Origin of the sequence: Rhizobium sp. CG5, from assembly GCF_023701945.1 — a bacterium.
Lineage (GTDB): Bacteria > Pseudomonadota > Alphaproteobacteria > Rhizobiales > Rhizobiaceae > Allorhizobium.
In genome coordinates, this window is record NZ_JABAEF010000030.1 from 38,879 (window position 1) to 53,341 (window position 14,463).

At 57.8% G+C, this 14,463-nt stretch carries 7 protein-coding genes and 1 pseudogene; 4 read left to right on the top strand and 4 right to left on the bottom strand.

Annotated elements, in window-relative coordinates; all coding sequences use genetic code 11:
- Positions 1–503: 503 nt before the first annotated feature.
- Genes HGO38_RS29330 through HGO38_RS29345 form a run of 4 tightly spaced genes read right to left on the bottom strand, consistent with a single transcriptional unit; the run spans position 504 to position 9,828 of the window.
- A complete protein-coding gene (locus tag HGO38_RS29330; RefSeq protein ID WP_250959329.1) occupies positions 504–1,463 on the bottom strand; it encodes a DNA/RNA non-specific endonuclease in 960 nt (319 codons plus the stop codon).
- Positions 1,460–4,945 (bottom strand): ATP-binding protein, encoded by a 3,486-nt coding sequence (locus tag HGO38_RS29335; RefSeq protein ID WP_250959330.1) that lies wholly within the window; start codon positions 4,943–4,945, stop codon positions 1,460–1,462. Before HGO38_RS29335 ends, HGO38_RS29330 begins: the two co-directional genes overlap by 4 nt.
- Complete coding sequence (locus tag HGO38_RS29340) at positions 4,945–7,014, bottom strand: trypsin-like serine peptidase (RefSeq protein ID WP_250959331.1); 2,070 nt, start codon at positions 7,012–7,014, stop codon at positions 4,945–4,947. The genes HGO38_RS29335 and HGO38_RS29340 overlap by 1 nt, the downstream gene beginning before the upstream one ends.
- Before the next feature lie 9 nt (positions 7,015–7,023).
- Complete coding sequence (locus HGO38_RS29345) at positions 7,024–9,828, bottom strand: S8 family serine peptidase (protein ID WP_250959332.1); 2,805 nt, start codon at positions 9,826–9,828, stop codon at positions 7,024–7,026.
- Positions 9,829–10,352: 524 nt separating this feature from the next.
- Here HGO38_RS29345 and HGO38_RS29350 point away from each other — a divergent pair.
- The 4 genes and pseudogenes from HGO38_RS29350 to HGO38_RS29365 all read left to right on the top strand — a co-directional run.
- Complete coding sequence (locus tag HGO38_RS29350) at positions 10,353–10,706, top strand: hypothetical protein (RefSeq protein ID WP_250959333.1); 354 nt, start codon at positions 10,353–10,355, stop codon at positions 10,704–10,706.
- Complete coding sequence (locus HGO38_RS29355; protein ID WP_250959334.1) at positions 10,666–11,439, top strand: hypothetical protein; 774 nt, start codon at positions 10,666–10,668, stop codon at positions 11,437–11,439. Before HGO38_RS29350 ends, HGO38_RS29355 begins: the two co-directional genes overlap by 41 nt.
- A 59-nt stretch (positions 11,440–11,498) precedes the next feature.
- On the top strand, positions 11,499–13,568 hold the full coding sequence (locus tag HGO38_RS29360; RefSeq protein ID WP_250959335.1) for a CHAT domain-containing protein: 2,070 nt from the start codon (positions 11,499–11,501) through the stop codon (positions 13,566–13,568).
- Positions 13,569–13,823: 255 nt separating this feature from the next.
- Positions 13,824–14,335 (top strand): annotated as a pseudogene (locus HGO38_RS29365) (transposase); the annotation flags it as partial.
- Between the last annotated feature and the right edge of the window lie 128 nt (positions 14,336–14,463).

Here is a 14,463-nt window from a genome sequence, read left to right on the forward strand (position 1 = left end):
GTACATTCGGTTCCATTTGCGACCGACCTCTATCGTTCATCGTCTATCGGGGGCAGTGTTCTAGAAACTTAGCCTGTTTGCCGCCGGTTGCCGCCGTTTCTACTACCCGTCACTCCCACTCTATTGTCTTTCTTACCATAAGCAGCTGTTTTCATTGCGCAAATTTGTTTCTTCGCCGTTATAGACCGTAAACGAAACTGTCAAAAAGTTAGTCTTTTGATTTTGCTGGATTATTCGGAACGAGCGCAGCTGAAAAAATTCTGTGACCTATCGAGATCTATCGGTTCTTTGATCGGTCTGTCTGGTGCTTCCTCTGTTGAGGAGGTGGGTCAAAAAAGTACCGTCAATGACTTCCCGTCGTCGATGACTCAGTTACTTTTTCGACGGGTTCATTTGTCACAACACCCATCCTGATGAAGTGCTTGCCGAATTAGTGTGCCGCCTCAGGATCGATGTAAAGACTCGATCTTGCGGTCGTCTGTATCCGCCACTGCCGTATTGGCTCAAACTCTGATGTCGGCCGGCGATCGCAGCTCAGCGATGATCGCCGTTCTGGTTGCCGCCTCCTCATTCGAGAAACCGTCAAAGTCGGCAAGACCGTTGAATGACAGTCCAGTCATGCGTTCGATAGACACGACGCTACGCTGGTAGGTCTTGAAGGCACCAAATACCGCCTCAAGGTGCTTTAGCTCCGAGACCTGATCGACGATATAGGCGGTGCTCGAAGGGCGCCCGTTGTCATTGACGAAGCTCAGCACTTTCCAGTAGGCGGTTGGGATCTGCACGCCGCGATAGGTTCGATCGCTGTCCTTGAAAAGCGGTCCCGTAAAAACCGTGACTTTGGTGTCCTGAGCCTTGGCGTTGCCAAGCACATAATCCTCGAGGCTCAGCCAAGTCTTTTGATTGAAATTTGCCGCCTGCGGCGAGCAGTTAGTGAAGTGGAAGGTATCGCCATTGGCGACCTCGGCGCTTTCTCCCCAGACCGGATCTTGGCGGCGCACCAGATGGCCGCGATCGAGGATGTTGTCGACGTAGAGGTCCTCGCCGATCTGGAACTCGTCGGCGATGCGGCCGTCCAGGAACCACTTGTCGTTCTTGCGTTCGACGTCGCCTGGATGCTCGCCGTCAATGTTGACCGCCACGAACATAGCTATTCGCCGCGCCGAGTGCATCACAACGCTGAAATGCTCGTAGTCAAGGCGGCCTTCTGTTGAACCTGATACAGGGGCCACGAACCGCTTGAGCTCGCCCAAGGGTGTGGGAAGGGGCACCGTAAAACCGAGGAAATCTTCCCCGTAACCGACGCGCCCTGCGAAATTCGCAGGGGGCGTACGTTGAGGCCGCCGCCGCGCTTCCAAGCTTTCCAATTCGTAGCCCGCGGCCGCGTCGCTGTCAGCATCCGCTGGACCGCCCAAGCGAGAAAGATCGTGGAGACGCGGTCGATACGAAAGATCGATGGTCACGATGTATCCCCCATTTTTGAATTGCGTATAATCAAATTGTCAGAAAGCAAGTCATCCATCGAGCGCGAGGCCGGCACCAGGTCCACAGCGTCATAAGGTGCGAGAAGTAACGAGTCGTAAGCCTGCACGAGTTTTGCGACAGCGTGAAAACGGCGGCTGAATTTCCCTTGGCGTGCGAGCGCCGAGAACAACGGAGAGGTAAGGCCGGCGAGATCAATGAAAACGACGAAACGTGCGAGCAGATAATCCACTTCGCGCAGGTTGTTCCGGGTATTTCGGAATAGGTCGGATACACAGTCTGTCGGCCAGAAGGGAGCAAACTGCGTGATCTCCGCTACCGCCGCAGCGAAGATAGTTTCATCGGCGGCAGCGGCGTCCCCGAGGGCGGCGCGCACGGGGTCGTAGAGTTCCGGCGACCGCCCCCGTAGCAGCGAACCGAGGGTACGGCGCGTGATTGGCGGGAGTTCAGATGCTGACCACCAAGAGTATGGATTGCTGATAGGAAAGAAAATGCTATCGCCACCGTCGTCAAGAATCCTCAGGTCGGACGACAGCGGAGGAGAGTGCTGAAAGTCAGCAAGTCGGCGTTGCAGTTCTTCGGGTAATTGAACAATTGAAGGTGGCACCCCGGGCACAGACGCCTCTGTACTTGGTGTGGGTGACCAAAGCGCCAGCAATCGTACGACGTCCGGTCTCACTTCGAAGGCATGTTGTGGTGCTAGCAAACGGTCTTTGTCCCAGTAATTCGCCAGCACGCGAAGGCGCAGGGACAAGATTGAGGTGACCGGAGCGCTTTCGATCACCGGATAGGTCTTGATGGCATCGCGATACGGAGGTTCGTCTTTGAACGAGGGCGCCCGACCGAGCGCCACGGTCGCAATTGCGAGCGAAAGCAAGGTCCCTAGCCGGAATGGGGTGTTATTGGACAGCGCGTTGATGTGCTGCGAGTCAACTACTGCCCACTTCAGAAGTGACTCATCGCCGGCTCCCGCAGTCAAACAGGACAAGGCCCATTTCCAGGTCCAATGACTGGTGGTGTCGCCCAATTTGTCGAGAGGTGGTTCTTCCTGAGCTCGCTCACATAGTTGCGCCGCTGCATAGGTCCCGTAGCTGACGACTCCGTTGAAATCAGCCTCAGCAAACATCGATTCAATGCGTTGCGCCGTCTCCTTGTCCTGGAGGACATCGATCTGGTCGCCTAGGAAACGCCCGACGGTTGCGACGCTGGGTTCAGAAGGGATAGGAGGAGATACGAAAATTGACGAATCTGCCTCAATGCCGGTTCGAACGCTTTCTTCCTCATCTCCAACATCGAAATGCCGAGAGGTGATGCCCGATTTGGTACGTCGAGATTGACGGGTCGCGTCCACTTCGCGGCGCTGCCGAACCGGGAGGGCGGCAGTTTCTTCAACAGAAAGGCCCTCGTCGGAGCGTGCCTCACGACGAAGTACGGCGCGCGCAGTGGTCGGCATCGCTGAAACATCCTCGCCCGCGACGTCGAGGACGCGGCGAACGAGACTTGGATCGGCTGCGAGGGCTGTGACTTCACCGAGGAATGCATCATGATATGCGGCAAGCACGGCTGCGTTGAGTTCATTGACGCCGCCCGAGCGGTACCACTGCGCTGCTACCCGATGCACGGCGCGAACTGTCTCGCGCATTTCAGTATTGGCATTCTCGGCCGGGGTCAGATCACCATTCAGCATCGGCAGCATGATGCGGCGCAGCACCGGAATGTGGCGTACCGCGTCATCACCGACGCGCTCCACCAACCAGACCTCGCGCGACAGCGCGCTAAAGAGATCGCGCGCCCGTTGCTCGTCGATAGCGCCAAGACCCGTAGGCACTGCAAGCACGTGGCGGATAAGCTCAGGTGTGACGACGCTCAAGGCAAGGCCGGGGTGGGCCAGCCGAACAAGATCGCCGCGCGGCACCAGCCGCTCACCAGTGGCATCGTTGATAATGTGATCCTTGAGGCGATCTAGGAATCGTGAGTAGAGCACGCGGGTGCTTGCCGCGGCGCCCAGTATCCCTGTCCCCTGCGCCGCACCAATGACCTCGTCGATCTCCTGGGCGTTGCGGCCGCGCGCGAAGGCGGCAAGCAGGATGAGGATCAAGGGGAAGCGGGGCAAGACTTGGACGATCCGCTGCGCGCGGGCCTTCGTGAAGACGTGACGGTCGGCGCGGCCCCGCAGGAACTCGCTGGCTGCATCGATATCGAGTTCCCCAACTTCCCAAGACGCCTCGAACCAGCGCGCCGACGTCGACTTGTCTGTGGGGAATGGATCAGCGCGCCCTGCGATAATCGCGCGAACTGCACCAAACACCGGCTCAGAATCGGCTGAAACAAGCCTAGTCAAAGAATCGATGAAGCTCAGTACCAGCCCGAATGGCTCCTGACTGAGGGACGCTGCACGAATATCGGAGCGCACCAGCACTTCCTCGAACGTGTCGACAATTACCACCAGAGTTTGCGAAGCAAGCGCGCCGTCACCCAGCGCCTTCTGAAGTTCCTCGCGCATGCCGGAGACGACGAGAAGGCTATCAGTTCCGGTGAGGCGATCGACGTCAGTCGTCTTCAGCGTCCGGTTGTGCAATTCCTGTCGCGCGTTACTGCGAATTTTTGATAGCGCCGCGTCAAGCCCCGGCCTCGCGAATCCGATCTGGCGCGTGAGTTCGTTGAGCCATTCGCGCTCGCCACCCAGCGCGACGTTCCGCTGGTCGAAGTCGAGGCAGGCAACAATCGGCCCGGACCAGTCTGAGCGCTGCGTCCGCCGCATCAGATCGGCAACAAGCGCAGACTTGCCAGAACCGCCAATGCCGGTCAGCAGAAGCGGACGCAACCGAACTGGTTCGCCCGCAGGTGGAGCCATTCGGATGAAGGGTGACATGATCGCGCCCTCGGCAATATATCGATCGAGCGCTTTGGTAGCATCGTCACGTCCAAACAGCTTTGTGGGAGCGACATAGTCTTGCCGCCGACGCTCAGCCTGGCGAGCCAGCAAGATGCGGGGATCGATTGCAGGCTCCCTCGTGGTTGAATTCCTCCGCGCTGGCAACGATCGCGCGAAGTCCAGCGCGAGTGCCTGCAGCATAAGGTCATCCTTTGACATCTTCTGTATGTCGGCCCCGTTCCCTGCGGCCCCTTTTCTCAGCGTCGCCTGCAGGATGTGACCGAAGCGATCGCCGCGTTCCGGGGCAGTCTGCGCGATCGTGCGGTCCAGTTCATCAAGCAGAGCAAGCTCCCGCAGCGCCTCTCGGCGGACCTCTGGCTGCAGGCGCCAAAGCACCTGAGTTGTGTCCGCCACCTCTTCGACTGACGCAGACAGCTCGCTAAAAACACGATCCTCGAAAGCTTCGTCACGCGCCCCTGGCACTGCCTTCGCAAGAAGTCGCAATGGATCAAATGTTCCAACCACTGCGGCGCGCTTGCGCAGCGTTACAGCGATAGTTTCGGGGGTTTCGAGAGGCTCGTCGGTCATCACACCCCCATCCGTTTCTTCAAGTGCGGATCGAGGTCATTTTTCACGATCAGCGCGATGGCCTGGGTCATGCTGAACGCTCCGCCTACCCGGCTAGTCGCGACCGAGGCCACGACACCCGCGAGGCACTCACGTGCCGCGTCAGGCAGGGCAAACCGGCCATCTACGCGATGTCCGACCCAGGCCGCGACCCGGTCGCCGTCGAGATGCGTCAGTGGCCTCTCGAGCCTCTTCGCCTTTATGCCTCGAAGGGACGGCAAGTCGACATCGGCGAGCCCGAGCAAGACCAAGCGCAATGCCGGCTCGGCCGATACGTCGCTGTAAAGGCGATCGAGGAGCCCTCGTGTGGAGGTATCCGGCACCGAGTGTGTCTCCAGATCATCGATGACGATCCACAGAGTTCGGTTCCCGGCAGCTGCAACCAATTCGGTTTTCAGTTCCGTCGCTACTCGAGCAACGATGTCGTTGATCTCCGTCGATTGGCGATCGGCGGGCAGCGTCTTGTCATCGACGGGGGTCAACTTGGCCGATAGGCCCATGCCGACGGCATCAATAATCGCTCCCGCCGTTCTGACGGCATTCTGTACCAGACTGGCCGCGCTGATTTCGACGACCTCGTGCTGCGAGGGGTCGAGTTGCTCCTTCAGTATTTTCCGCGAGAAGGACTTTCCGACGGCCGTGAGCGGCTTTCCATCACTCGCAACGTCTGCCCGCACGATGAGGATTTTGACTTTGCCAACGCTGGCTTCCGCAATGGCTTCTTGCAATTCGCCACGGCCTATGAGCGGGTCACCGTTCAGGAATGTCGGCCTGAGTGCCCGCAACTCGCCCATTCGCGCCTGGATGGCTGCACCCGCTTTCTGGCGCACGCGGCGCAGCGGGATCGCGATATTGATCACCGCTTTGGGAAGCAGCTTGCCATTTTCATCGGTGACGTCGGAGTCGCCGTTGAATTCGACGCCAGCCTGATGCAGCGCAACTGGGCGCATATCAAAGTCCAGGCATGGGCCGCCCGAAGAACCGCCGATCGAGTTCGCATTGTGTAGGACCCGCGCCGTCGTCGTCGGCGGTACCCCGCCTAAAAGCCCCGCGAATCCTGCTCCGACGTCGAAACTGCCATAGGATAGCCGCATGGAGTATTCACCGGGGTGATGCAGCAGCACCATGTTTCCCTGCGGAAGAGGAGGCTCCTCTTCAATGATGTCGTAGAAACGCCGGTCCAGACCGGCGGGTTCAGCGATTTCCAGAACGGCAAAATCATCGAATGGCTCAAAGGCGGCGACGTCTTCGGGCCATGGCTCCCCTGTATTCTCGTCCTTCGCGTGTTCGCTGCCTTCGGCGCTGCTTGCCGCGACAAACCAATTAGTGCTCGCCGGAATACGCGTCACCCCGCCAGCCTGTGCTGCACGCGCCGTGAAATCGAACTCAACGCTCAGCGCTGCGGCGCTTCCCGCCTTGGCTCGCCACGCCTCCGCCGGAGCAAGCTTGGCGGTTGTTGCCTCCGTCACCGGCAGAGGCTCGAGAAGGCTCTGCACCACATGCCAGTTTGTGAGAATTAGTCGTGGTCCGATCAGAAACCCGGTTCCCCTGATACGCCTCGCTCCCTCCTTAACGACGACACGACAGGTACAGCGCTGTGCCCGCATGAGGCCCGCATTCACCTCGTCTGGATCGCGGAAGCGCTCTGTGTCCTGGGTGATCGCCTCGAAGGCGATTTGGGCGTCGCGTCGCGCAGCCTCGCCTGAGGTCAGCGCGACTGCCATCACGACCCCATCCCCCCCTTGTGGCGCAGTCGTGAAGAGCGCGGTGCCGGCTGTGGAGCATAGCTCACCCAGGAAGCCCTCTTTCTTTGCATATTGCAAAGCCGCAAGCATATCGGCGGCGTCGCGCGTCTTCCCAGCTTCAAGCGGTTGCTGTCTCTGTCGTCGCAACGCGAGCGCTTTGAAGCGCGTTATCTCGTCCGGCCGTGCGTCGGCAAAGACGTTGAAAGCCTTCTCGAACGTCTCACGCGAGGCCTTGATCTGTCGCGCGAGTTTGGCAACGTCGAGATCGTCGGAAGCTTCGGGCACCGTTCGTCCTCACACCCAGTTCAGCCGTCCAGTCACACTTTCGGGCAAAGCCATGGACTGCCCCACCGCCGCCAGCGAGTGAGCATAGTTCGCTGTCATGACCCGCCCCGCGAAGTGGAGCCCCAGGATTGGCAAACCGTCACTGAACCGCGTAACGCCCGAACCTGAAGATCCTGCCAGCGTAGTCGCATCATGGGTGATGATCCAGTCGCGGCCGTCGCCCTTAATTGTCCCGGCCGGCTGGTCGACGACGCCGGGGCTGAAGTACTTTCGCCCGTAGTCCAGACCGAAGATCATGGCGAGGCGTCTGCCGATCGTCTCCGCGGTCTCCTTGCCCGATGGATCGTCGAGAGCGGCGAGGTCGGGGCGGGCCGGATATCCGATTACCGCGATATCCTGGGACAACTTGGCTTCTTCGGGGTCCTTGATCAGGCCAATCGGCTTCGGCAGCAGCTTACCGACGGTATTCTTGGTTTCGACATCGAGGATCGCCATGTCGAGATGCGCAAAGTCGACATGCTCGCCAATCTTGGAGGCCCCGGCAGCGGCGATTTCCCGCACCTTGAAGCGTTTCTCGTTTCCACGACCACGATCGTCGAAGTTGATCGTCACATTGTCGCGTAAAAACCAGCTACCGAGGCCGCCAGCGCCCGCAACGACATCTGCGATGGCCTCCGCCACATGCCTGTTCGTGACCACTAGGCCAGGCCCCGCAACAAATCCGGTACCGACATGTTCGCCATTGAGGTCTATCCGTCCGACAGTCACACACAGGTCCGGCAGGTACGACTCGGCTGCGTACAACGCCGTGGCCCAATCGGTGATTTCGGCTTGGGCTTTCGAAATCACGCCGTCATTGATTTTGAAGGCTGGACGTCCCTTCAATCTGATTAGCGATTCGACGACAATACGGCCCTCGATCGACAGCGCGGCCTCGCCGCCGGCCACAAGCGAGCGGACAACGTCTTCGGTTTTGTTGAGCACATCGCGACGTGCAGCGGAGGCTTCAAGCGTCGTCCCGGAATCAGCCTCGATCTGGGCGAGCGCTCGCTCGACAAGATCCTGCAAATCTCGCATGCCGGTGCCGCTGAGGCTGGCGCGCGCACTTTCGAGCGTGCTTTCCTGGCCCGGCTGCTTGGGGGCAATCATGGCGATGGTTTGGCGCCGCGACGGCGCTGGCGGTGGCATCGGCGATAATAGATGAGGTGCCGCGTTCGCATCCTTGAGGCTGCGTCTCAGAACCGCTGGCGCGACGGCTGCCAAGCCAGGTGACGGGATTGGGCGGGCAGACGATTCCAACAGCACCGAGCGCCTGGCATCGCTGCGGCGCCATGCGTCCGCAGCGAGAAATGTTGCCTCAGCGCCGAAGCGCGCCCAGTCCATTTTGCCATCTCCGTTTCCCTGCGCTTCGGCAAACACCTGAGAGACGGCCATGCTTGCTGGGGCATCAGGAACCGATTCCGGCGCGATTGGCGCTTCCGGTGACTTTGGTACTTTCGCCAGGGAAAGACGCAGCAGCGCTTCAGCATCGAGGATACCAGCGCCGTAGAGCCAGCTGTTCCACCGTCCAGGGCGGCGCGCGGTGGCCGTAAGCGCAGAGCGAAATAATTCTTGCACGCTCACGCCACGCCGCTTTGCCTCCGCTCGGATCTTAGCGCGCCCGAAATGGGCAATCCAGAGCGCAGCAACGCCAGCCGTCGTCGCCACGGCAAAGGACGTGCCCTGTCCGCCGCTAACGGTGCCCACGCCCCCATCGATCGGCGTGCGGCGGGCAACATACACATTCTCGGCGGGGGCCGAAATTGTGACGCTCGGCCCGGCGCTCGTACCCTTCCACGGTTTGTCGTTGACGTCGACTCCGGCAACGCCGATGACCCGATCATCCGAGGCCGGATAAACTACGAAACCAACGCAGTTTCCGGCAGCGGCCATGACGATCAACCCCGCATCAATGGCAACGCCTACCGCCGCCGCGATGGAGCGAGAGTAGATCCCTCCCAAACTCATCGTGATGATGTCGGCCTTGATTTTTACGGCATGCAGAATTGCAGTTGCCACCGGCGTGCCGTCGAAGATCTTGACGTCCGTCGTGCAGCGTATTGGTACGAGGCTCGCCGCTGGCGCAGAGCCCACCATCCGGCCGCCCGCGCGACTGACGACGACGCTGCCAGTCGCGGTGCCGTGACCGGGATTGGCGAATGTCGGATCGAGGGGGTCGGTCGGGTCTCTGTCCCCGCCGATGATGTCGGTGGCAAGATCAAACCTAAGTGCCTCGATATCGAGGTCGGGATGATTAGCCACGCCGGTATCCGGCTGCGCGACGATGACACCCTTGCCTTTCTTTGCCGAGATCGCCCATGCCTCTGGCGCTCTCACCGCCTTGACTGACCAATGTGCATCGCCCGGAGATGGTGCTTGAGACCAGCAAAACGCGTCGAGCGCTACGGACTCCGGTGCATTTCCCCGCAGCGCGCGGGCATCTGGTTCGGCATAAAGCGTCGAACCAATGTCTGGGGTGCATGACACGAGATCAAGTGGATCAACCAAGGCGTCGGCGATAGCGAACAAACGGTCCGGCGCAATCGTGCGCGGCACACCGGGAAACTGCAGCACGTGGAACGTTGGCAGAAACGAACCCAATGGCGCCAAACTGAAGCTATCTGACTCAAGGAGCGTTGTAATCTTCTTCCGAAGGCCCTCCGCCTTTGACGCATCCTTGAGCTCGAGCTGGAAACGAACAATGCCGGGACGCAGGACCGGCTCGTCACCCTGAGAGGCTTCCGATACCGCGCGCAAAATATCGAAGTCAGCCATCTTCGTTCCCCCGCTGAGGATACTACTTTATGGATTGTTCTTGGGTATTTTGCAACTCAAAACACAAGCTTTTCTTTTAGGTATTGAATATATATTTCTCGCGTAGAACAGCCGTGGTGAGACGTCGACAAGCTACGATCTATTTTGAAGGACGCGCAGACTAGAATGTGGCCAACAGCGATCCGTTAGCCTTGCTCGCCACTAGGTTGCAAGCTACTGCAATATTTAGATAGTTTAAGCAGATAGTATTATCGCCGTGCCTGAAATCTGGCCTGATAGAGTTCCCTAAGTCTGCCCAGAGCTAGCGGGCGACTCTATCGAATTTGGAAGAAATTTAATCGATAGGGTCTGCGCCTAATCGAGATACCGACCAGATTCCTTAAATATTGCAACTTCGCTTATAAATCTGATAAGGTTATGCATCCTTTTGCCGACCATTTTCGTATTCAAAATTCACTAAATTTGAATTGAGACGTGATTCACAGGACGTCCTGGAAGTCAATTCTAGCCATGGGGATACGCGGGTGACCGACGATCAGGACGACGAGGAAGCCAAGAAGCGAATGCTCCAGTTTTTGGAGGAATTTGACAACTGTGCGCAGAGCGTTGGAGGCGGTCGCCGCCAGATCGACATTCAGGCGGCTAGGACGCTCGTGCGGAACAACAAGGATGGCGCAGCGAATTTGGCGAAAGTGTATTGCCTCTACGCAGCATCGGAGCCGAGAGCTATTCAGGTGTCTTATCTTGTCGCTATTCTCTACAAGGCGGAATTCGGTGATGAATCGGTACTTGGCTTTGTACAGCAAAAGCTGAAAGAACTTGGATTACAGGACCAGCTTGACCGTCTGGCAGGAATGGATCGCAGCATTGCGCCCTGAGTCGGATTTCACGAAACTGTCAGCAAATAGGATCAGGCGCATCGCGCAGGATTGTGATTTTCCGGAACTGTGTGAGTTAATTTCAACTGCAGCGCTTTCCGAGCATGAAGCAGTCGAGGCGCCGCTCGATCCACTAACTTTTGAACGATTTCCAGAATTTTCCGGGTCCAGGATTGACGCCTTCATAGCGAGCATATGGCTAGGAGCAGAAAACGAAACCGAAGGCACCACAAAACTGCGCAGGATGCGAGCCGCCTATCTCCTCGGTGCGAGCTTTCTCCCATATGAAGATTCGACCACATATGCCCTTCTGTATGGGAAAGCTCTTCTAGAGTACGGCCTTCCAAAGCTCGCCATAGAACCGTACAGATACGCGGCGATGTGGCGTCGGGAAGGGCTATCGGTTGAGTGGGGCTGCGATGCCCTTTTTCACCTTGCGCTTTGCCAGGAAAAACTTTCGCACTCGGACGCAATGCTGTCCTGCGCTAATGAATACCTGATTTTTGCGCGCGAAAACGATCTGCCAGATCACGTAATGTGCGCCATTCTGTTTAAGTCAAAGGCGCAGGCTGTCCTCGCCGACCGCGAGGCGCGCTCTCTTCTCTCAAACAGGGATTGCAACAGGCGCAGAGACTGTTGCACGAAAGGCGCCTCTCGAGAATTTCTGCCCTGGATTCGGTCGCTGCGATCGGCGACACCATCCGGACTCAAGGTCTTCACGATAGCGGGGTAGACGTTCTCGTCGCTTTTGCAGCGACGCTCGAAGCGCCCGCGGAACGCGCTTTGCTCGCTATGACCCTAAGCGAAGTTGGGTATACGCTGATAAATATTGGCGATCGACGCGGCATTTCGTTCCTAAAAAACGCTGTGGGAATGAATGTAGATTCGACCTTGACGAGTCGTTGGCGTCACACGGTTGACGTTTGGCAAAGCCACCACGGCCCCGCGATCAACGAGGTCGGTGCCGCAGATGAGGACAAGGGTGACGGTGGCCAGACGGACTTATTCGGTCAGCTAACCCGCGTCCAACACCTCCTCGACGAAGGGCGCCATGCGGAAGCGAAGCAGTTAGCCAGGCTAGTGATTCCGAGCGCGGAGGACAAATCAGTTAAGTTCAGTGCGTTACCGTCCCTTGCGCTGTGTCACTATGGGCTCGGAGAGACGGATGCGGCGCTTCGTATTGCTCGCGAAGCCATGTCGCTCGCTAGTGAAATAAATGATCCCCGGCAAAAGATGCTCGCTCATCGAACCTTGGCTCTGATCCATATGCTGAAAGGCGAGGCGCTGTTCGCACTTTCGAATCTCACTTCGGGAATGCAACTCGGCGAAGGAGTACTGGAGAAAGTCAGCAATCTTCCGTTTCGACGATCGGCGATCTTGGAACTGAACTCACTCGCCGAATTGGCCGCTGAAATCTATTGTGCGTCCGGAATGTATGAAAGGCTCCTGCACTTCCTTGAATTCTGTCGCGCCCCCAATCTCTACAAGTGGATGAATCTGGAAACCACCTTCCAATCCGCCAATCTGCCGCAAGAAATACGCACCAAGATCCGCGAAATGGCTCGAACTATTCGTGCGCTAGATGTCGCGCTGGACTCGGATCTTTTTAACGACAGTTTCAGACCTGATAGACACGCTAAACTAACTAAAGTGCGCAACGAAACACAAGAAGAGTTTGATCGCATTTGCCGCGAATCAGGGTTGCAAGCACTGGCTAGCAGTAGAATTGATTCTACCTTTGAATCGCTGGCCAAACGGGTTTTGCAAGATGGGATAGCCATCGTCTCATTGTTTCAGGGCCGCGAACGTGGCATCCTTGTTGGAGCGATCCAAGACAATGGGAATGTTCAGTACTTCGGTAAGTCCTTGCCGACCACTCTTGAGAGCCTGCGGGCTTCCTTTGAAGCAAGGGAGGGTTACACTTCTTCTTCCGATGGCGGCGTTGTGGCCCGAAAGCGGGCACTGGGCAGCGCAAAGGAGCCACCGTTTTGCGGTCCCGCGAACTTGGAAAAAATCCACTACGAAACCCTGGAGAGCCTCCGCCGCTTTTCGGGCATCAAGATCGAACACTTGATCGTCATTCCTCACGACGCGTTGGCTCTCCTTCCATGGTGGCGCTTGGCCGACAATCTCGACTGCAGCCTCACCATCGCCCCAAGTATCGGAGTCGCTGCCGTTTGTAAGGCTCGACAACGGCAACTGCATGGCCCTTCGATCATCGTCGGGGATTCTTCCGGTACTCTTGCATTTGCGAAGGCCGAGACAGAGGCGATCGCCGAATCGCGGGGATCGGACGCTTCCAACCTAACAAAACTTGTTCGCGATGTTATTGATGCTGCGCCAGAAGCCAACTTTTTGAGTTTCTCCTGCCACGGAAACTACGACAATCACGATCCCTACCGTTCTCATCTTGAGGTGGAGGGAAACAGCGATGGCCTCGACCACAACGCTGGTCTGACGGTCAAAGTGGTGATGTCGAGATTGTCACTCAACAATTGCCGGCTAGCGATCTTGTCAGCATGCGAATCCGGAGTTCCCGACTTGCATCAGAGCGGAGAAACGACAGGATTGCCAAGTGCGTTCTTAGTTGCGGGCGCTAAGACCGTTATCGCCAGCCTATGGCCCGTGGATGACGCAGCAACCTACATTCTAATGCGTTACTTCATGAGTGAATGGGCTGGCGGCGGCGGACGCACGCAAAGTCCGGCCGTCGCATTGAAACAAGCAAGAAGAGCTCTTTCAGCTACGACAGTGGAACAAGCACTGGAATTGCTCGGTTCTGACGCCGACTTGCCGCCAGGACCCTTTCCATTTTCAGATCCCACTTTTGTCGACGCGTTTCACTGTTTTGGCACCTGGTAGTGCCCCATAACTTTCAGGTTAGGATCAGCGCGTCGTAGGAGCGTCCGAACTTATCAGGTCTGGGGCGAGCAGATAGCGCGCCGTTAGGCGGTGGCGCGGAGAACCGGAATTTGCGCCCTATGTCCCCCCATGAGCCGCGAACTAGTCCCGCCGATTGCACGCTATTTTACGCTACAGAGGTCGAAAGGATGTGACCTTGCCCCGCTGAACTAATCCATTTTGAAGTAAGCTCTGGCCTATTGAGAGGACCAGAGAATGAAGCGCAACCGTTTCACAGACGAACAGATTATCGGCATACTGAAGGAGCACGAGGCGGGCACGCCGGTCTCGGAGCTTTGCCGCAAGCACGGCGTCAGCGATGCGAGCATCTACAAATGGAAGGCCAAATTCGGCGGTATGGACGTATCCGAAGCCAAGCGGCTGAAGACTCTTGAGGACGAGAACGCGAAGCTGAAGCGGCTTCTGGCGGATGCGATGCTCGACAATGCTGCTTTGAAAGACCTCTTGTGAAATAAGTGGTGACGCCCGCAGCAAGGCGGAACGCTGTCACTCATCTGATGGATCACCACCAGATGAGTGAACGGCGGGCGTGTAAAGCCAGCGGCTTTTGCCGAATGACGATCCGTTACGAAACCAGACGCAGCGACGATGATCGTCTTCGCGAGCGGATGAAAGCATTGGCGCATGAACGCCGTCGCTTCGGTTATCGACGCATCCACGTGCTGCTCAAACGCGAAGGGCACCGTGTGAACCACAAGAAGCTCTTCCTGTGTTTCGGCGTGCAAAATTGACCCCATTAGCGGGGTAATCGGCGTCCAATTTTGACCCCCTTCGGATCTATCTGACCATCCGTTTTTTTGACGGCGGATGGAGAGGGAGTTGAAGCGAGTGGATA

What these genes read in the sequence shown, in the direction of transcription:
- HGO38_RS29335 (WP_250959330.1), bottom strand. Translation starts at nt 4,945, where the DNA reads ATGACCGACGAGCCTCTCGAAACCCCCGAAACTATCGCTGTAACGCTG.
- HGO38_RS29345 (WP_250959332.1), bottom strand. Translation starts at nt 9,828, where the DNA reads ATGGCTGACTTCGATATTTTGCGCGCGGTATCGGAAGCCTCTCAGGGT.
- HGO38_RS29360 (WP_250959335.1), top strand. Translation starts at nt 11,499, where the DNA reads ATGACCCTAAGCGAAGTTGGGTATACGCTGATAAATATTGGCGATCGA.